At 66.4% G+C, this 19488-nt stretch carries 17 protein-coding genes; 12 read left to right on the top strand and 5 right to left on the bottom strand.

Translation table 11 applies throughout. The annotated features are described in order from the left end of the window. Position 1 precedes the first annotated feature (1 nt). The 4 genes from xseA (at position 2) to ELEN_RS08645 (ending at position 3479) form a co-directional block, all read left to right on the top strand. A complete protein-coding gene (gene xseA, locus ELEN_RS08660) occupies positions 2-1444 on the top strand; it encodes an exodeoxyribonuclease VII large subunit (RefSeq protein WP_015760747.1) in 1443 nt (480 codons plus the stop codon). Further along, positions 1441-1698 carry an exodeoxyribonuclease VII small subunit gene (xseB, locus tag ELEN_RS08655; RefSeq protein WP_009307149.1) on the top strand — a complete coding sequence of 86 codons (258 nt, stop codon included), beginning with the start codon at positions 1441-1443 and terminating at the stop codon, positions 1696-1698. Before xseA ends, xseB begins: the two co-directional genes overlap by 4 nt. 33 nt (positions 1699-1731) lie before the next feature. After that, a complete protein-coding gene (locus ELEN_RS08650) occupies positions 1732-2085 on the top strand; it encodes a histidine triad nucleotide-binding protein (protein ID WP_009307148.1) in 354 nt (117 codons plus the stop codon). Positions 2086-2264: 179 nt separating this feature from the next. Continuing rightward, the gene (locus ELEN_RS08645; protein WP_009307147.1) at positions 2265-3479 is read left to right on the top strand and encodes an acetate/propionate family kinase; all 1215 of its coding nucleotides are present in this window, start codon (positions 2265-2267) and stop codon (positions 3477-3479) included. Between the two features lie 79 nt (positions 3480-3558). On the opposite strand, the gene pta is transcribed toward ELEN_RS08645, so the two are convergent. Beyond that, entirely contained in the window at positions 3559-4557 is a 999-nt protein-coding gene (pta, locus tag ELEN_RS08640; RefSeq protein ID WP_009307146.1) for a phosphate acetyltransferase, read from the bottom strand. Positions 4558-4776: 219 nt separating this feature from the next. On the opposite strand from pta, the gene glf reads away from it, so the two are divergent. After that, the gene (gene glf / locus ELEN_RS08635; protein WP_015760746.1) at positions 4777-5991 is read left to right on the top strand and encodes a UDP-galactopyranose mutase; all 1215 of its coding nucleotides are present in this window, start codon (positions 4777-4779) and stop codon (positions 5989-5991) included. A 4-nt stretch (positions 5992-5995) separates the two neighbouring features. After that, complete coding sequence (locus tag ELEN_RS08630; RefSeq protein ID WP_009307144.1) at positions 5996-7018, top strand: glycosyltransferase family 2 protein; 1023 nt, start codon at positions 5996-5998, stop codon at positions 7016-7018. A gap of 128 nt (positions 7019-7146) precedes the next feature. Here the strand turns inward: ELEN_RS08630 and ELEN_RS08625 are convergent, their stop codons facing one another. Beyond that, a complete protein-coding gene (locus ELEN_RS08625) occupies positions 7147-8874 on the bottom strand; it encodes an OPT/YSL family transporter (RefSeq protein WP_009307142.1) in 1728 nt (575 codons plus the stop codon). 145 nt (positions 8875-9019) lie between these two features. Here ELEN_RS08625 and ELEN_RS08620 point away from each other — a divergent pair, with 145 nt between their 5' ends. From ELEN_RS08620 to cydC, 4 genes are all read left to right on the top strand, one after another. Next, on the top strand, positions 9020-9820 hold the full coding sequence (locus tag ELEN_RS08620) for a type III pantothenate kinase (protein ID WP_015760745.1): 801 nt from the start codon (positions 9020-9022) through the stop codon (positions 9818-9820). A gap of 107 nt (positions 9821-9927) precedes the next feature. Beyond that, positions 9928-10377 carry a YbaN family protein gene (locus ELEN_RS08615; RefSeq protein WP_015760744.1) on the top strand — a complete coding sequence of 150 codons (450 nt, stop codon included), beginning with the start codon at positions 9928-9930 and terminating at the stop codon, positions 10375-10377. 2 nt (positions 10378-10379) lie between these two features. After that, positions 10380-10910: an ABC transporter transmembrane domain-containing protein gene (locus tag ELEN_RS16525; RefSeq protein ID WP_015760743.1), complete on the top strand. Its 531-nt coding sequence runs from the start codon at positions 10380-10382 to the stop codon at positions 10908-10910. A gap of 18 nt (positions 10911-10928) precedes the next feature. Further along, the gene (gene cydC / locus ELEN_RS08610) at positions 10929-13910 is read left to right on the top strand and encodes a thiol reductant ABC exporter subunit CydC (protein ID WP_015760742.1); all 2982 of its coding nucleotides are present in this window, start codon (positions 10929-10931) and stop codon (positions 13908-13910) included. Between the two features lie 19 nt (positions 13911-13929). Here the strand turns inward: cydC and yfcE are convergent, their stop codons facing one another. The 3 genes from yfcE to ELEN_RS08595 all read right to left on the bottom strand — a co-directional run bounded on the left by yfcE (position 13930) and on the right by ELEN_RS08595 (position 17140). After that, positions 13930-14478 (bottom strand): phosphodiesterase, encoded by a 549-nt coding sequence (gene yfcE / locus ELEN_RS08605; RefSeq protein WP_009307138.1) that lies wholly within the window; start codon positions 14476-14478, stop codon positions 13930-13932. A 26-nt stretch (positions 14479-14504) separates the two neighbouring features. Beyond that, positions 14505-15731 (bottom strand): deoxyguanosinetriphosphate triphosphohydrolase family protein, encoded by a 1227-nt coding sequence (locus ELEN_RS08600; RefSeq protein WP_009307137.1) that lies wholly within the window; start codon positions 15729-15731, stop codon positions 14505-14507. Between the two features lie 239 nt (positions 15732-15970). After that, the gene (locus ELEN_RS08595; protein ID WP_009307136.1) at positions 15971-17140 is read right to left on the bottom strand and encodes a baeRF8 domain-containing protein; all 1170 of its coding nucleotides are present in this window, start codon (positions 17138-17140) and stop codon (positions 15971-15973) included. Between the two features lie 212 nt (positions 17141-17352). On the opposite strand from ELEN_RS08595, the gene ELEN_RS08590 reads away from it, so the two are divergent. Both ELEN_RS08590 and dnaG read left to right on the top strand, forming a co-directional pair. Next, on the top strand, positions 17353-17544 hold the full coding sequence (locus tag ELEN_RS08590; RefSeq protein WP_009608583.1) for a hypothetical protein: 192 nt from the start codon (positions 17353-17355) through the stop codon (positions 17542-17544). An 8-nt stretch (positions 17545-17552) separates the two neighbouring features. Further along, entirely contained in the window at positions 17553-19433 is a 1881-nt protein-coding gene (dnaG, locus tag ELEN_RS08585; protein WP_015760741.1) for a DNA primase, read from the top strand. The last annotated feature ends 55 nt before the right edge of the window (positions 19434-19488 follow it).

The raw sequence follows: 19488 nt of genomic DNA, 5'->3' as shown, positions 1-19488 counted from the left end.
CATGGGGTACGGGGAGATGGCGCGCCAAGACGGCCTCGGCGCCGCGCTCGAGCGGGCTCGCGCGGCGACGCGCTCCGAGGGCGGGGGGTCGCCGGATGCGCTGTCGGTGTCGGGCGCGATGGCGTTGGCGAAGGGAGCGCTCGAGGGCGTGACCGTGAGGCTCGTGGGCGAAGTGTCCGAGGTCTCGAACAAGCCCGGCTACAAAGCCGTGTACTTCACCGTGAAGGACCAGCGCGCTGCGTTGCCGTGCATGATGTGGAACAACCGTTTCCAAGCGTCCGGCGTGCGGTTGGCCGTGGGCCAGCTCGTGGAACTGACCGGGCGTTTCACGCTGTACGCACCGAAGGGCCGCATGAATTTCGACGTGTTTTCCATCGCGCTGGCCGGAGAGGGTAACCTGCGCATGCAGGTGGCGAACCTCGCGCGCAAGCTGGAAGCCGAGGGCCTTATGGCGCCGGCTCGCAAACGGCCGGTGCCTGCGTATCCGGCGCTCGTCGGACTGGTCACCTCGCCGCGGGGCGCGGCCGTTCACGACGTGCTGCGCACACTGCGCCGCCGGTTCCCGCTGGCTCGCGTGCTCGTCGCGGGCGTGGCGGTCGAGGGCTCGAACGCGCCCGCCGGCATCGTTGAGGGCATGCGCGCGGTCGTGCGCGCCGGGGCCGAGGTGGTGCTCGTGGTGCGCGGCGGCGGGTCGTTCGAGGATCTCATGCCCTTCAACGACGAGGGGCTGGCGCGCATGATCGCGAAGTGCCCCGTGCCGGTGGTCACCGGCATCGGCCACGAGCCCGACACGTCCATCGCCGACATGGTGGCCGACCTGCGCGCCTCTACGCCCACGGCCGCCGCCGAAGCCGTAAGCCCCGCCCGCGAGAGTCTCGGCCGCTTGTTCGAGGCGCGTTCGTCGTCGCTGCGCGCCAGCATGTCCCGGGCGCTCGACCGCGCCGGGGCCGAGGTGCGGCGCTGCGCTACGCGTCCGCTGTTCTGCGACGCGCAGCTTCTGTACGCCACCGAGGCTCAGATGCTCGACCTGGCCTCCGATCGTCTGTTCCGGGCGCTGCCCGCGAACCTGGCGCGCGACGAGGCTTCGGTCGCGCGCCAGCGCGAGCGCTTGGCCTGCGCGTTGCCAGCCAGCCTCGATCGCAGCCGCACGCGTCTCGAGCACGAGCGCGAGCGCCTGGCGTCGTGCGGCGGCGCTCTCGTGCCGCGCTTCGGGCAACAGGCGGCGCTTGCCGCCGCGCGTCTGCACGACCTGTCGCCGCTTGCCGTGCTGGGGCGCGGCTACGCCATCGCGCGCACGGAAGACGGCGCCGTGGTCAAGAGCGTGGAGGCCGCGCCGCCTGGCACGGCCGTGGACGTCGCCGTCGCGGACGGCGTGCTCGCCTGCCGGGTGGAGCAAGCCAGGCGCGTGGACACCGAAATCATCGATTGGGAGGATGCATCATGACGGAGAACACCGAACTCAGGCCCATCGAGGAGCTGACGTTTCGCGAGGCCATGGCCGAGCTGGACGGCATCGTCGGAGTGCTGGAAAGCAATTCGCTGGAGCTGGAAGACAGCCTGAGAAGCTACGAGCGCGGCGTGGCCCTGCTCGCGGCGCTGCAAGGCCGTCTGGCTGAGGCTCAGCAGAAAGTGGACGTGCTCATGGGCGAGCTCGTGGCCGACGCCGACGACGGTGCGCGCGACACCAGCTTGTCCTAGCGGGGAAAACCGGCTTTCGAGAAGGAGAAGGATATGCGCAAGGAAGACTGCCTGTTCTGCAAGATCGTGGCGGGGGAGATCCCCTCGGCGAAGGTGTACGAGGACGACCGCGTGCTCGCGTTCGAGGACGTGAACCCGCAGATGCCCGTGCACACCCTCATCGTGCCGAAGAATCACTACGACAACATCGGAGACGGCATCCCCGACGACGAGATGGGTTATCTGTTCAACACGGTGAAGAAGATCGCCGAGCTCAAGGGCATCGCCGAGAGCGGTTACCGCGTGATCGTCAACACGAACGACGATGCGCAGCAGTCCGTGCATCATATCCACGTGCACGTGCTGGGCGGCGCTCCCATGAACTCGGGCGATCCTTCGGCGAAGTAATATTCTGACCTGCGAATACGCTTCGATCGAGGTCGTCTTGCCGTTGTCCGGCAGACGGCCTCGACGCTTGTTTTCGGTGAGCGGCGCGCCGCTGGCCGATACAGGCCTCCGTTTGCCCGCGGAGCTTTCCGCCGCCACCTTAGAATATATGCTTTAGGAATACCGAAGGAGGCAGGTCGTTGAACGTACTAGTCATCAATGCGGGGTCATCTTCCTTGAAGTACCAGCTGGTCAACGTGGAGCAGCAGGAGCTGCTTGCGAAGGGCATCTGCGAGCGGGTAGGTTCGGCCGAGGCGTTCCATAAGCACGGCCTCGATAAGAACGAAGAGGTCATCGATGCCAAGATGGCCGATCATGACGATGCGATGGCGCTCGTCCTCGAATCGCTGACGAGCGGGCCGACGAAGGCCATCGACTCGCTCGAGGAAATCGATGCGGTAGGCCATCGCATCGTGCAGGGAGGCAAGTACTTCGATCGCTCGGTGCTTATCGACGACGACGTCATCCAGAAGATCGACGAGCTGGCGGAGCTCGCGCCTCTGCACAACAAGGCGGCGCTCATGGGCATCAACGCGTGCCTCAAGCACATGCCGAGCACGCCGATGGTTGCCGTGTTCGATACGTCGTTTTTCCAGACGCTGCCGCCGAAGGCTTACATGTACCCCTTGCCCTACGAGCTGTACGAGAAGTACGCCATCCGCAAGTACGGCGCCCACGGCACCTCGCACCGCTACATCTCCGAGCGCGCGGCCGCCGTGCTGGACGAGCCGATCGAGGACCTCAAGCTCATCACGTGCCACCTGGGCAACGGTTGCTCGATATCGGCCATCGACCATGGTGTGGCGGTGGACACCTCCATGGGCCTCACGCCGCTCGACGGCCTTATGATGGGCACGCGCTGCGGGGCCATCGACCCGGCCATCGTCCCGTTCGTGATGGAGCACGAGGGCCTGACTGCGGGCGAGATGAACGACCTCATGAACAAGAAATCGGGTCTTCTGGGCATATCCGGCATCTCGAACGACCTGCGCAGCGTGAGGGATGCCTCCGAGCAGGGTCACGAGCGCGCCATGCTGGCCTACGACATGTACTCGAACTCGGTGAAGAAGTATATCGGCCAGTACATCGCCGTCATGGGCGGCGTGGATGCCATCGTGCTCACGGCCGGCGTCGGCGAGAACTGCGAGAAGATGCGCCGCATGATCTTCGCGGGCTTGCAGCCTCTCGGCATGATCCTCGACGAGGAGAAGAACCGCCAACGCGGCTTCGAGCGCGAGATATCCACCGAGAGCTCTCCGGTGAAGATCATCATCATCCCCACGAACGAGGAGTACATGATCGCTCGCGACACTTACGAGATTCTCCATGAGAAAGTGGACGTCCCGCTGGTGTAAACGCACGAAGCTGTAAACGACGAGGCCCCCGCAGTTCAACGCGGGGGCCTCGTCGTTTGGCAAGCAGGCGGCGTCCGCCTTACTCCGCCTGCTTCGCTTGAGCCTGCACGCAGGTGATGGCGATGACGCCGACGATGTCGTCGGCGGTGCAGCCGCGGGAAAGGTCGTTCACGGGGGCGGCGATGCCTTGGGTGATCGGACCGTAGGCTTCGGCCTTCGCCAGGCGCTGCACCAGCTTGTAGCCGATGTTGCCGGCATCGAGGTCGGGGAATATCAGCACGTTGGCCTTGCCTGCGACGGGGGAGTCGGGAGCCTTCGAGGAGCCCACGGACTCGACGATGGCCGCGTCCAGCTGCAGCTCGCCGTCGAGCGCGAGACCGGGCGCCAGCTCCTTCGCGATGGCCGTTGCTTCGACCACTTTGGCCGCGTCGTCGTTCTTGGCCGAGCCGTAGGTCGAATGCGACAGCAGCGCCACGGCGGGCTCGGTGCCCATGAGCGTCTTCCACGACTTCGCGGAGTTCACGGCGATGTGCGCGAGCTTTTCGGCATCGGGCTGCACTTCCAGGCCGCAGTCCGAGAACAGGAACGTCCCCTCTTGGCCCAGGTCGCAGTCGGGCACCACCATGACGAAGAACGAGCTGACCAGCTTCACGCCCGGCGCGGTCTTGAGGATCTGCAGGCAGGGGCGCAGCACGTCGCCCGTGGCATGGCATGCGCCGGCCACCATGCCGTCGGCGCCGCCGGTCTTCACCATCATCACGCCGAAGTACAGCACGTCGTCCATGAGGCCCATCGCCTGCTCGGGCGTCATCCCCTTGGCCTTGCGCAGCTCGTAGAGCGCCTCGGCGAACCCTTCGCGCAGCTCGGACGTGCGCGGGTCGATGATGCGCGCACCGCTGAGCTTGTAGGGGCTGGCCGCGATGGCGTGGGCGTCGCCGAGGATGACGAGGTCGGCGATGTCGTCGGCCAAGATGCGCTCGGCCGCCGCCAGGGTGCGCTCGTCGTCGCCTTCGGGCAGCACGATCGTCTGGCGATCCGCTTTGGCGCGGGCGAGCATCGTTTCCAGGAATGAACTCATGGCAGGCCTTTCGATTCGCGCGACGCCCTCTTCGCATGCTGCAGCGGCGGGTCGTCGCTCGCTTCCATTTTATCCGCTTTGTATGATAATCCACGCAACCCGGAGCCTTCCCGGTAAAATAGCGTTCGGCATCTATGGCGCGGCAAATACCGCGCTTTATTTCTAGGATATCGCGACCGCGCGGTTCGTGCGGGTCAATACGGACAAGGAAGGTTCCCCATGGGTGTGCGTTACTGCGATTTGCATGACATCGATCGAGGCGATTTCGACGCCGTGGTGGTGGGCAGCGGGTTCGCCGGCAGCGTCATGGCGCGCGAGCTGGCAGAGCGCGGCGGCAAGCGTGTTCTCGTGATCGAGAAGAAGCCCCATATCGCCGGCAACATGTACGACGAGGCCGGCGAGGCGGGCATCCTCGTGCACCGCTATGGGCCGCACATCTTCCACACCAACGACAAGCGCGCGTTCGACTACGTCCGCCGCTTCACCGAGTGGCGCGACTACCAGCACGAGGTGCTGGCCGACTGGTACGGCACGTACATGCCGGTGCCGTTCAACAAGAACTCGATGGAGATCGCCTTCGGCGAGGAGCGCGCCTCGCAGCTCATCGAGAAGCTCATCGCCACGTTCGGCGACGAGCGCAAGGTGACCATCACCGAGCTGCGGAGCGTCGACGACCCCGATCTCACCGAGGTGGCGGACTTCATCTACAAGAACGTGTTCCTCTACTACACGCAGAAGCAGTGGGGGCTCACGCCGGAGGAGGTGGATCCGTCGGTGACGGCGCGCGTGCCCGTGTTCCTGTCGCGCGACAACCGCTACTTCCAAGACGCCTACCAGGGCATGCCGCTCGAGGGCTACACCCCGCTGTTCGAGCGCATGCTCGACCACGAGCGCATCATGGTGTGCCTGGAAACCGAAGCCGAGAACGTGTTCGAACTGGAGTTCGAGAGCAACGACGAGAACGCGCCTCTGTCCGCCATTCTCATCAAGGGCGCGCCGTTCGAGGGGCCCATCGTCTACACCGGGCCGCTCGACGAGCTGTTCCTGTCGCGTTTCGGCCGACTGCCGTACCGCAGCCTCGATTTCGTGTACGAGACGCACGACGTCGAGCACGTGCTGCCTTGCGGAACGGTGAACTTCACGGTGACCGAGGATTACACGCGCATCACCGAGTTCAAGTACCTCACCGGCCAGGTAAGCGACAAGACCACCATCATGAAGGAGTACAGCCACTCCTACGACGATCCGAAGAAGCAGATCCCGTACTACGCCATCATCAACGACGAGAACGCCGCGCACTACGAGCGCTACCGCGCGCTCACCACGTCGCTTCCGAACTTCCATCCGCTGGGCCGTCTGGCCGAGTACCGCTACTACAACATGGACGTCATCATCGGCCGTGCGCTGGCGCTCGCCGACGAGCTGGTGGGGTAGCGGCATGAAGACCATCTCCTTCGCCGTGCCGTGCTACAACTCGGCCGCCTACATGGATACCTGCATCGAGTCGATTTTGAAATGCGGGGACGACATCGAGATACTCATCGTCGACGACGGATCCACGAAGGACGACACGGCCGCCAAGGCCGATGCGTGGCAGGAGCGTCACCCCGGTTTGATCCGCGCCATCCATAAGGAAAACGGCGGTCATGGATCGGCGGTGAACATGGGATTGGCGAACGCGACGGGCCGCTACTTCAAGGTGGTGGACTCCGATGACTGGCTCGACGAGCACGCCATGGCCGAGATCATGGTTTACCTGCGCCGTCAGGCCGAACTGCCGCATCCAACCGATCTCGTCATCGGCAACTACGTGTACGAGAAGGTTCACGAGGGCGCGCGCACGGTCATGCACTACCGTAACGTGTTTCCCGAGGGGCGCGAGTTCGGCTGGGCCGACGTGGGCCATTTCGGGCAAAGCCAGTACCTGCTCATGCACTCGGTGATCTATCGTACCGATCTTTTGCGGGACATCGATCTCAAGCTGCCCGAGCATTGCTTCTACGTGGACAACATCTTCGTGTACGTTCCTCTTCCGCATGTGAAGACCATCTACTACCGTGACGTGGACATGTACCGCTACTTCATCGGGCGCGAAGATCAGAGCGTGAACGAGAACGTCATGATGGGTCGCATCGACCAGCAGCTGCGCGTGACGCGCGAGATGATCGATGCCGTGCGCCTGCCCGACGATGTGCCCGAGAAGCGCCTGGAGCGCTACATGGAGAACTACCTGTCCATGATGATGTGCATCTGCTCCATCTTCCTGCGCATGATCGACACCGACGAGGCAGAGGACAAGCGCGAGGCCATCTGGGAGTACCTCAAAGCGCACAATCCGGACGCCTACCGTCCCATCCGGCGCAGCACGCTCAACATGGGCACGAACCTGCCTACCTCGTTCGGTCGCCGCATCGGCATCACCGGCTATCGTATGGCTCAGAAGATCTTCAAGTTCAACTAGCGTGCATGCGGAACGGGAAGCTCGCCGTTCCGCATGCGTCCTGCGCCGCGCCCGTTGTCGCCCGAAAGCCTCGTTTTCAAGGGAAAACCGCGGCTTTCGGGCGACAACGGGACGCCTGTGCGAATGCGTTACGCTCCCAGGCCCGTCGCCACGGCGGCGAGCGCCACCAGGACGCCTACGATGGATTCGCCGCCCAGCAGGCCGGACGACACCACGAGGCCCGTTTCGCCCTGGGCCTTCTCCTTCTCCGCGGCCGCCTCGGGCGAGAGCCCCTTGCGGCGCAGCTTGCACACGGCGTCGTAGGCGACTTTGGCCATGGCTCCCAGAAACGCGGTCAGCGACATGTAGAAGGGCAGGTAGATGCCCAGCCCCAGCATCATGGCGGGGAAGTTCAGCAGGTAGAGGACGAATCCCGCCGCAAGCCCGATGGCGAACGCCGGCACCGAGGGGATGCCCGACACCATGGTGGCCACGACGGACGCCTGCGCGGACACGAACGACGCCGTGGGGCCGAACGACTCGGGGCCGTACGCGCTCACGAGGATCGCCATGACGGCGACGGCCACCAAGGCGCCCAGCACGGCGCCGATGGCCTGGCCGATCCACTGCGCCTTGGGGCTGGTGCCCAGCACGTGGCCGGCGTGGAAGTCGTTCATCACGTCGCCGGCCAGCCCGCACGCCACGGCCACGATGCCCGCGACGAAGAAAAGCTGCACCTGCGGCACGCTGGATACGGCCGCCACGGCCAAAAGCACGATGAGGCCGAATATCTCCATGGGGTCGATGCCCGTCTGGCCGACGCTCTGCGCGCTCATGGCCGTGGCGACGAAGGCGAGCAGCACCACGATGACGGCCGGGACGGGGCCCAGCTGCAGGCCGAAGCAGACGATGAGCGCGACGGCGGCCACGGCGAGCGCGGCCAGCCCGGCGGTGAGGCGGAAGCTGCCGATGCGCAGCCGTCCGTCCTTAGCGCCGCTTGCGGGCGCATCCATGGTGCTTGCGGCGGTGAGGCCGAACGCGTTCGAGCTGCGGGCGTCGCGCAGCATGCGCCAGGCCTTGGGCAGGATGTTCTTGAAGATGACGCCCAGGCCCGCGCCCATCATGACGCCCATACCGAGGCTGGACACGATGCCCTGCGCGGACGCCACGTCCCAGAGTCCCGCGGCCGAGCCGCCCACGATGATGCCGAAGTTCGCCAGCAGCGCTCCGACGAACCACACGACGACGGCGCCCGTGCCCACGAGGAAGCCCACGGCCAGAAGCATCGGCGACAGGTAGATGCCGAACGCAACGCCGGGGACCGCGGCGTTGCCGAAGAGCATCGCGGGGATCACGCCGAAGAAATCGCGCAACGCCGTGAACGCGCCCGCGAAGCCCATGGAGCCGAACAGCTTCCAGCCGGTCTTGCCGCCGGAATCGCCCGCGATGAGCGTCTGGGCGGCCGCTTCGCCGATGGGGTACTCCAGCTCGGAGTCCTCGATGAAGTGGCGGCGCAGAAGCGCGGTGCAGACGAGGCCCATGATGACGCCCGAGACGGCTACGAGGAGCATCTCGAACCAGCCCACCTCGTCGGCGTAGCCCAGCATCCAGATGCCGGGGATGGTGAAGGCCAGGCCGCCCGCCACCATGGCGCCGGCGCTCATCACGGTGTGCGTGACGTTCGCCTCGTTGAGGCTGGCCTTGCCGTGCCCGAGGGCCTTGAGGAAGAACAGCGAGATGATGGCCGCGAACACGATGGGCCAAGGAAGCGCCCCCATCTTGAGGGCCGTGTACACCGATGCCGCGGTGATGATGGCGCAACCGACGCAGCCTATGACGATGCCGCGCAGCGTCAGCTGCCCTTTGACAGAATCCATTCTCTTCTCCTTTGCGTATATCCGCTTCCCCTCACGTTTTAGGAAGTCGGGTTACTGAACGGACGGGTACAGTATACTGGACGAAAAGGGCGAGCGGCATCGCTAAATTCGCATGATTGTGGCAATTCGGGAAGGGCGGGAGGCTATGGACAACGGAAGGGACGCAGCGCGCACGGTGCTATGCGTGGACGTGGGGAACTCGGATACGAACCTGGGCCTCTTCGTCGGCGGCGAGCTGGAAGCCACCTGGAAGGTGACCACGACGGAGCGCATGACGGCCGACGAGGCGCGCATGCGGATGGCGGGGCTGTTCGACATGCTGGAGCGCGACGGCCGTCGTGCGATCTGCGACGATGCCGTCATCGCGTCGGTGGTGCCGGGGCTCACGGATGCATGGGTGACCGCGACGCGCGCGCTTACCGGCCGACGCCCCCTCGTGGTGGGACCCGGCGTGAAGACGGGCGTGAAGATGCGCTACAACGACCCCGGCGAGCTGGGAGCCGACCGGGTAGCCGACCTCGTTGCCGCCCGCACGGCCTATACGGCGCCCTTCATCGTGGTGGATCTGGGCACGACGACGAACTTCGAGGTGGTTGACGAGGGCGGCTCGTTCGTGGGCGGCATCATCGCGCCCGGCGTGAAGCTGTCGGCGAAGGCGCTGTCGGATGCCGCCGCGCAGCTGGCGATGGTCGATCTCAAGGCCCCGGCATCGGTGGTGGGCAAGAACACGCGCGAGGCCATGCAGGCGGGCGTCGTGATGGGGGAGGTCGCGCTCATCGACGGCCTCATCGACATGGTATGGCGCGAACTGGGCTACGAGACCGACGTCATCGCCACGGGCTCGGATGCCGCTGCCATCGCCGCGCTGTCGCAGCGCGTCGCCCGTACCGACGAACATCTCACCCTGCGGGGCCTGAGCATGTTGCACACGTTGAACCGTCGTTAAAAATTAACCAAGGTTTACAATTTAATCCAGTTCGCGTACAATTCCCACCTTGTTAGACAAAGGTAACTATTTGCCGGCGCAGGGCGTCGGCGCAGGGAAGGATGCTCATGACGAACGAGAGAGACCGGCGCGCGGCCAGGTGCCTTCGCGCCCTGTGGGCGGTCGGGGGCTTCGCCTGCTTCGGGCTTGGGGCGCTGGGGGCGGTGCTTCCCGTTCTGCCGACGGTGCCGTTCCTGCTGGGAGCCGCGTACTGCTTCGCGCGCAGCTCGGAGCGCCTCGACGCATGGTTCCATGGAACGAAGCTGTACCGCACCGTGCTCGAAGGCTTCGCGAAGAAGTGCGCGATGACCGTGAAGGCGAAGCTCATGCTGCTGGGCCCCGTCACGCTCGTGTTGGGCGCCTCGTTCCTTCTGATGGCGAACGTGCCGGTGGGACGCGCCGTCGTTGCTGCCGTATGGGTGGCGCATGTCGCGTATTTCGGCTTCATCGTGAAGACGGATCGCGGCTCTGGGACCGAGCGCGGCTCCGAATGCGTTGTCGAGCGGACGGAGGGCTAGGAATGTTCAGCAAACGGCTGGCGGGCATGGTGCCCGAAGCGCGCAAGTACGTAGCGGCAAGCGTCGCGCTCCAGTGGGTCGCGCTCGCGGCGAACATAGCGCTCATGCTGCTCATGGGGGCGTTCGTGCAGTCCCTCGTCGAGGGTGGGGACGTCGCCGCGGCGCGGGCGAACCTCGTGATGGCCGCTGCGGCGGCTATCGTCGTGCGCGTTTGCTGTTTGACGCTTTCGCAGCGCATGGGCCAGGCGGCAGCTGCGGCCGCGAAGCGCACCGTGCGCAAGCTCGTATACGACAAGCTCGTGCGCCTCGGTCCGTCGTACTCCGAGCGCGTGTCCACGAGCGAGGCCGTGCAGGTGAGCGTCGAGGGCACCGAGCAGCTGGAGAGCTACTTCGGTTCGTACCTGCCCCAGCTGTTCTATTCGGTCTTGGCGCCGCTCACCCTGTTCGCCTGTCTCGCTCCGCTGTGCTTTCCGGCAGCCGTGGCGCTTCTGGCCTGCGTGCCGCTCATACCCGCGTCCATCGTCGCCGTGTAGAAGATCGCGAAGCGCGCGATGGGCTCGTACTGGGACGCCTACACCGATCTGGGCGCGACGTTCCTCGAGAACCTGCAGGGCCTCACCACGCTCAAGATCTACCGCGTCGACGCCGATCGCCACGAGGCGATGAACCGCGAGGCCGAGACGTTCCGCCAGGCCACGATGCGGCTTTTACGCATGCAGCTGAACTCCGTGACGGTGATGGACGTGTTCGCCTACGGCGGGGCGGCGGTGGGCATCGTCATGGCGCTGTGGCAGTTCTCGCTCGGGCAGGCGCCGTTTTTCGCGGCTTTCGCCGTGATATTCCTGGCGGCCGAGTTCTTCATCCCGCTGCGTACGCTGGGGTCGTTCTTCCACACGGCCATGAACGGCATGGCGGCGGCCGACAAGATGTTCGCGATTCTCGATGCGCCGGAACCCAAGCGCGGCTCGCGCGTCATCGAAGCCGATCGCATCTCCTTTGCATGCCGCGGCGTGGGGTATTCCTACGATGGCGAGCGCACCGTGCTTTCCGACGTGGATTTCGATGCGGCCGCCGGATCGTTCACGGGCATCGTCGGCGAGAGCGGTTCGGGAAAGTCGACGTTGGCGGGCATCCTGTCGGGACGCAACGCCGGATTCGCGGGGTCGGTCGAAGTGGGCGGCGTGCCGATCCAGGAGGCGTCGCGCGCCTCGCTTGCGAGCACCGTCACGGTCGTTCCGTTCTCGAGTTACCTGTTCAAGGGGAGCGTGCGCTCGAACCTGCTGCTAGCCGACCCCCAGGCGAGCGACGAGGAGCTGTGGGAGGCGCTTCGTCGCTGCCGCGCAGAGGGGTTCGTGGAGCAGGCGGGCGGGCTCGATGCAGCGATAGCGGAGGAAGGCGGAAACCTTTCGGGTGGTCAGCGGCAGCGACTCGCGCTGGCTCGCGCCTTGCTCCGAGATACGCCTGCGTACGTGTTCGACGAGGCCACGTCGAACGTCGATGCGGATAGCGAGCGAGCCATCGTCGAGGTCGTCCATGAGCTGGCGCGCACGAAGACCGTCGTCGTGATCTCGCATCGCCTGGCGGCCGTGGCCGGCGCCGACCGCATCTACGTGTTGGAAGACGGCCGTGTGGCAGAAGCCGGAACGCACGGCGAATTGCTGGAGCACGGCGGCCCGTATGCGCGCCTATGGAGCCGGCAAGCCGAGCTCGAGCGCTTCTCTGCGGCGGTCGAAGCGGCCGGATCCGAGGAGGAGCTGCCGGAAGCGTCGCCTGCGGTTTCCGGAGGATCCGCGCGCGCCGCGGCAGAGCCTGCGCGCTGCCCCGACTGCCCTGCGCATGGGCGAAGAGGGGAAGAGCCTGCGCCCGTCGAGCCGACGCGCCGATCGCACTTGTCGGTGATGCTGCGGCTGGTGGGGCTCGTGCGCCCTCTGGCTCCCTGGATGGCGTTGGCCGTCGTGCTGGGAGTGCTGGGCTTCGGGGCGGCCATCTTCCTCACGGTGTTCGGGGTCTACGCGCTCGTCGACCTGGCGGGCTTTCCGCAGACTGTCGGCTACGGCGCCGCGCTGGCGCTCGTGGCCGTCTGCGGCGTCGCGCGCGGGCCTCTGCGCTACGGCGAGCAGCTGTGCAACCATTATCTCGCGTTCAAGCTGTTGGCGCTCGTGCGCGACCGCGTGTTCGCCGCGCTGCGCCGCTTGGCTCCGGCGAAGCTGGAAGGCCGCGACAAAGGCGACCTTGTTTCGCTTGTGACCGGCGATATCGAATTGCTGGAAGTGTTCTATGCTCACACGTTGTCCCCGGCGATCATCGCGTTCGTCGTGTCTGCGGGCATGACGGCGTTCGTCGCGACGATATCTCCGGCGCTGGGGTTGCTGGCTCTTGCATCCTACCTGCTGGTGGGCGTAGCGGTGCCGTACGCCTCCTCGAAGGCCAGCGGCATGGGCGGGCGCGAGCTGCGGGAGGGGCTGGGCGGTATGAACGCGTTCGTGCTTGACAGCTTGCGAGGCTTGCGCGAGACGCTGCAATTCGGCCGAGCGGCCGAACGTTCGCGCGAGCTGGACGAACGCATGGACGAGCTTGCCCGCGCGGAAGCGCGCCTCAAGGGGCGCGGCGCTCTGGCGATGTCGTTGACGAACGGGCTGGTGCTGGCGCTCGACGTTGCGATGGTGCTGGCGTCGGGGACGCTGTGCTTGTCCGGTGCCATCGCGCCCGACGGAGCTCTTGTGGCCACGGCCGCCCTCATGTCGTCGTTCGGCCCGGTCATCGCCGTGGCGAATCTCGGCTCCACGCTGCAGCAGACGCTTGCGTCCGGGGGGCGCGTGCTTGAGCTGCTTGACGAGCGCCCGCAGACCGAGGAGGTCGACGACGGTGTGGATCTGGGGACGTTCTCGGGCGCCGCGGTGCGTCGCGTCGACTTCTCCTATGGAGGGCATCCCGTGCTCGACGACGTGAGCCTGCACATCGAACCGGGCAGCGTGGTGCACCTGGCCGGGCGCAGCGGTTCGGGCAAGTCGACGCTGTGCAAGCTGCTCATGCGCTTTTGGGATGCCACGCGCGGCGTGGTGGAGGTGTCGGGCACGGATGTGCGCCGTGCGAACACGGCCAGCTTGCGCGAAACGCAGGGCTACATGACGCAGGAAACGCATCTGTTCGCCGGCACCATAGGCGAGAACATCCTCCTTGCGAAGCCGAGCGCCTCGCCCGAAGAGCTGGCCGAAGCATGCCGCAAGGCGGCGTTGAGCGGTTTGATCGAACGTCTGCCGCGCGGGCTGGACACGCCGGTGGGCGAGCTGGGGGAGACGCTCTCGGGAGGCGAGCGGCAGCGCATAGGCCTTGCACGCGTGTTCCTGCACGACGCGCCGTTCGTGCTGTTGGACGAGCCCACGTCGAACCTCGACAGCCTGAACGAGGCCGCCGTGCTCCGCGCGCTCTCCGAGGGCCGCGGCGACAAGACCGTCGTGCTGGTGAGCCATCGCGCCTCGACCGCCGCGATAGCCGACGTGGAATACACGGTGGATCGAGGACGGTTAGGTTAAGGGTCGAGCGCCGTTCGGGCTACTCCCATCCGCCTTCGCGCAGCGTGTTCCCATCCAAGTCCTTCAGGGTGAACGTGCCGTGTTCGTACACGGCGTAGCTGGGGGAGCCGTCCTTCGGGATGGAGGTGCTTCCCGGGTTGACGAACAGCACGCCGTCGCGCTCGTCGAGCGTCTTCGCATGGGTATGGCCTGACAAGAAGGCGCTGCCGGGAGCGAGCGTAGGCGGGTCGTCGGGGGACTTGCCCGGCAGGTGGCCGTGGGAGAGGTACAGGACGTGCCCGTCGGCCTCGACGAGGGCGTAGTCGGCCATGCACGGGAAGTCGAGCACCATCTGGTCAACTTCGGCATCGCAGTTGCCGCGCACGGCAACGATGCGCTTCGCCAGGCCGTTGAGCAGCGCGATCGCCTCTTTCGGCGCGTAGCCTTCCGGCAGGTCGTTGCGCGGGCCGTGGTACAGCAGGTCGCCCAGCAAGACGATGCGGTCGGGCGCTTCGGCTTCGATGCGGTCGACGAGCGCGCGCACGGCGGGCGCCGCGCCGTGCAGGTCGGATGCGATGAGCAGCTTCACAGGCGTTTCCTTTCCTCGGTGGGCCCTCAGCCTAAATCGGAGCAGTAGCCGCGCGTGATGATGCGCTTCTTGCTTCTCGGGAACAGATGGGCGTAGAGCGCCATGAAGTAGCTGTCGGTCATCGAGGCCATGTAGTCGACGACCACCTGGTTCGGATCCGATGCCAGGTACTCGTCGATCTCCACGGTGCGAGACTTGGCGGCGAGGGAGGCGGCATGGTGCTTGAACACCGGCGAGCCCTCGTCGCCTGCGAGAAGATCCTCCAAGAGGCGCTCGTACAGCTCCTCGAACATCTCTTCCACGATGTTGCCTGCGCCGTTCACCATGCCTTCGCGCTCGTATATGAGCTCGTAGTTCTGGCGTTTGGCACGCTTGAGGTCGGCGAACGCCTCCTCGCTGAGCGCGATGCGGTCGGTGCCGTAGCTCGTGTTCACGAGGTCGACGGTGAGGTTGTTGATGATGCGTGCGTTGTCGCGGCCGATGACCTCGCTGTCGAAGACGTCGAGCGAGTCGATCACGCCCATGTCGAGCGCGTCGGCGCGGTCCTTGCCCACGTAGGCGATCATGTCGCTGACGCGCACGACGCAGCCCTCCAGCGTGGAGGGGCGCAGCGTCTTGATGGTCCGCTCGTCGGCGTTGCAGGCCTCCACCAGCGCGTCGAGCGCGGCGAAGTCGGCCGTGTCGCCCATGCGCAGCACCTGCTGGGCGAACTCGCCGTTGTGGCACAGCACGCCGTCGAGGGTCTGCAGGCTGACGTTGCGGCGGTACAGCTGGTCGAGCACGCGCACCGAGTGCACGTTGTGGTTGAAGTAGCGCCCGGTGCGCGCGTGGTAGCAGGCGCTGAGGTAGCGCTCGCCGGCGTGGCCGAAGGGCGTGTGCCCTACGTCGTGGCCCAGTGCGATGGCCTCGATGAGCTCGCAGTTCAGCCCCAGCAGCGATCCGATGCCGCGGGCCACGCGGCTGACCAACTGCACGTGCAGCCCGCGGCGACAGATGTCGTCGTTCTCCACGAACGAGAACACCTGTGTCTTGTCGGCGTAACGGTTGTACGCCGGCACGTTGAGGATCTTCTCGATGTCGCGCGCGAACGCGGGGCGCGTGAGCGTGGCGTTGTCGTGAGGGTTCCGTTCGCGGCGCACGACGTTCGCGTCGTCGAAGCGATGCGGGTGCGCGCGCCCGGCGGCGCGGTCGGCGCGGATGGCGGCCTCGATGTCGGGGTTGAGTGAGAGATAGGGGATGTTCGTGCGTTCCATGGGCGTCCTCTGCTGATGCAGCCCGCCGCGCGGCGGCGGGCGTCGCGGGTATCGAGGACATTGTAGCGCATGGAGCCGCGTACGGCGAAGAGGCCGGCGAGCGAGCGCATGCGCCGGCTCCAAGCGGTTGCAGTCCGCTTACGCACGCTTTTGACAAGCAAAACCGCCTTTCATACGTACGAAAGCTTGACAAAAGCGTGCATTAACGAAGCGGGTCAGTGCTGATGGTAACGAAGCGCCTAGTACCGGTACAGCGCGGCGATGCCGGAGTCGCCGGGAATCTTCTCGGCGGGAAGCTCGAACACGTCGGCGTCCTGGGCAAGGGCCGCGCGGACGAAGCCGTCGGCCAGCTCGGGGCCCTGGAAGCGGCCGTGCGGCTCTCGCTCGAACAGGAAGACCTCGCCCGTCTGCTCGTCGAAGCCGCCGGGGATGTAGGCGCCTTCGGCCAGGAACAGGGCGCGCACCTTGCGCTCCACGAGAGCGAGCCCGATGGCTTTCAGGTCCGATGACGCGCCGCCGTGCGCCTCGGCATCGCCGAACTTCTCCAGCAGCTCGGTCGCACGCGCCTCGCGCACATGCTCGATGACGGCTTTCGCATCGGACAAGAGCTCGGGGGCCTCGATGCCGCCGATGTCCTTCTCGATGCCCTCGTCCAGCAGATGGGGGATGGTGGAGATGCGGCGGAAGGCGCTTTGGTGCTCGGGCAGGCTCACGAGGATCACCGGCAGGTCGGTGCCGGCCACGAGGTAGTCGGTCACCGCCTTGTTCACGTACTGGAAGAACTTTCCGGCCTCCTCCTTCCTCACGTCGTTGCGCGACTTCCAGCCGTGGTAGGGCGGCATATGGTTCTCGAGCGACGAGTAGTCCAGCGCACCCTCGTGCCCGTCGTACACGAGCGGGAACTCCTCGCTGAACGCGTCGAGCACGTCGCGGGGCAGCTCCACGCGCTCGAGCGAGCCGAAGTCGCCGTGGACGAACGCGAAGCGGTCGGCCGAAAGCCCCAGTAGGAAGTAGTGCGATCCGAACTGGAAGTTCTTCAGCAGCGGCTTGACGTAGAACCGCTCGCCCACGAACGCGAGCGGGCCCGCCTCGTAGCCAAGCCGGTAGATGTAGGTTCGGTCGTTGCCTGCGAGCACGGCGAGGCTTCCGCCGGGCGCGGGGCTCATCAGATCGTCGAAGTGCTCGGCTGCGTAGGCGAGCCGCTCGTCGACGCCTTTGTATTCGCGGCGCTCGCGCTCCTGGGCGAGCTTCGCGCGCGCCTGCTCCACGAGGGCCTCGAACTCGATGCGGTCGCTCTCGTCGCCGGGAGCACTGCCGTGCGTGGGCAGGTAGAGCGATACGAGGGGCGGCTCGACCTGCTCGTAGAGCGCAGAATCGAAGTCCGCCAAAATCGTGATGTCGTCGTTCATGGCAAACCTCTCTTTTCGGGCGATCGTTCGGAATGCCGGCGAAGCGCGACCGGCCGATCAAGCATAGCAGCGGTCCCGCCGGCGTCCGATACCGCTGCGGTTTTGTCAGGATTCGGTTGGCATCCTGCTGATTGCCCTGCGCCTTCCCGCCGCGGCGCCGCGAGCGCGCGCTTGCGCTATACTGGACAGCGACGAACACGGAAAGGGAGTGCATGCAGAACAGGCAGTGGATATTCGCGGTTATCGGGGGCTTGAGCTTCGTCCTCATGACGGGCAGCCTCGTGCTCGCGTACGCGAACGCGGGCGAGGAGGGCGTCGGCATCGCTGAGCTGGGGCCGTCGCTGGCGTTGGCATTCGTGTTCCTCGTGAACGTGGTGCTGGCGAAGCAGAACAGACGCAGGTAGGGGTCGCGATGGCGGGCGGCATCAGCGAAGAGGACATCCAGAAGGTGCGCGAGGCCAACGACCTCGTCGAGGTTATCGGAGAGCGGACGCCGGTGAAGCAGCGCGGGCGCGATTTCTGGTGCTGCTGCCCGCTGCACAACGAGAAGACCCCGTCGTTCAAGATCGATCCGGCCTTGCAGCTATGGCACTGCTTCGGCTGCGGCGAGGGCGGCGACGTGTTCGGCTTCATCATGAAGACCGAGGACCTGTCGTTTCCCGAAGCCGTGCGCCGGTTGGCCGAGCGCGCGCACATCGACATCGCCGAGAGCGGCGGGCGCAAGAGCATCGGCAGCAGCCGCAAGGCCCGCCTCAAGGCCGTCTGCGACGAGACCTCGCAGTTCTACCATTGCCAGCTCATGCGCAACCCCGGCTCCGACGCGTCGGCGGCGCGCAGCTACCTGGGCGCGCGCGGCCTGGGGGGCGAGGTGCCGAAGACCTGGCAGCTCGGTTTTGCGCCGGGGCACGGGCAGCTGGTGCGCCACCTGTCTGCGAAGGGCTTCAAGCCCGACGAGATGGTGCAGGCGAACGTGGCGCTGTCGAACGACGGGGGCAAGCTGCGCGACCGCTTCTACAACCGCATCATGTTCCCCATCAACGATCCGCAGGGCGAGTGCATCGCCTTCGGCGGACGCGTGGTGGGCAAGGGCGAGCCGAAGTACCTGAACTCGCAGGAGACTCCGCTGTTCCACAAGTCGCAGGTGCTCTACGGTATGGACAAGGCGAAAGCGGCCATGGCCTCGACCGGCATATCCGTGGTGGTGGAGGGCTACACCGACGTCATCGCGCTGCACGAGGCGGGCGTGAGGAATGCGGTGGCCACGCTGGGCACCGCGCTCACCATGCGCCATATCCGCTTGCTGTCGCGCCACGCGCAGCATCGCATCGTATACCTATTCGACGGCGACGAGGCAGGCCAGCGCGCCGCCGACCGGGCGCTCGCGTTCATCGACGACTCCATGACGCCCGAGGCGGGCAAGAGCCGCATCGAGCTGGCTGCCGTCACGCTGCCGGACAACCTCGACCCGGCCGACTTCGTGGCCCAGCGCGGTGCCGAGGAGCTGCAGAAGCTCATCGCGAACGCCCAGCCGCTGCTGAAGTACGGCATCGAGCGCCGCCTTGCGCGCCATGACCTCAGCCGCGCCGAGGGCCGCGCCGCCGCCCTTGCCGACGCGCTGCAGGTGCTGGCCCCCATCAAGGACTCCATGCTCGCGCGCGATTACGCCGTGCAGATAGCCACGAGCGTGCGCGCCCGCGAGCAGGACGTGATCGACCAGCTGGAGCATTTGAAGGCTCCGAAGGCCGAAGGGGAGCGCGACGACGAGTCCGCGCCGGAAGGTTTCGAGCGTGCCGTCGCTCCGCGGAGGCCGGCTCGCAACCTGCCGCGCGCCGAGATCAACCGCCGTCGTTTCGAACGTCAGCTGCTGACGCTGGCCGCGCGCCGCCCCGACCTGGCGCTCCTGCATGCCGACGCGCTCGCGCAGACGCAGTGGCACGAGCAGGCGCACGCCGCGATCGCCCAGAGCATGCTCGACGTGCTGGCCGAGGATCCGGCGGCCTCCTCGGCGCGGCTCGTGACGGAGGCGTCCCGCGCGCTTCCGGACGCCGCTGCCGTGCTGACGTCGGGCACCGTGTCGGAGACGGCTGCGCCCGAGCAGCTGGCGGCCTTCCTCGTGGAGGAGCTCGCCATCGGCGATGCCGAGGATGCGGTGGGCGCCCTGCGCGCGCAGATCGCCGACCCGTCGCGCCTCGATCCCGACGAGCTGGAGATGCTCTACGAAGCCGTGGCCGCCATGCAGCAGGACCTCAAGCGCCGCCGAGCCGCCCATAAGCCGCTTTCCCCGCGTTCCTGATCGGTTTCCTCGCCTCGCGCACGCCGAAGACGAGGGATGGTATACTCGACGCAGG

Source organism: Eggerthella lenta DSM 2243 (assembly GCF_000024265.1).
GTDB lineage: Bacteria > Actinomycetota > Coriobacteriia > Coriobacteriales > Eggerthellaceae > Eggerthella > Eggerthella lenta.
The sequence above is the reverse complement of the archived record's forward strand: the minus strand, read 5'-3'. Positions and strand labels throughout refer to the sequence as shown.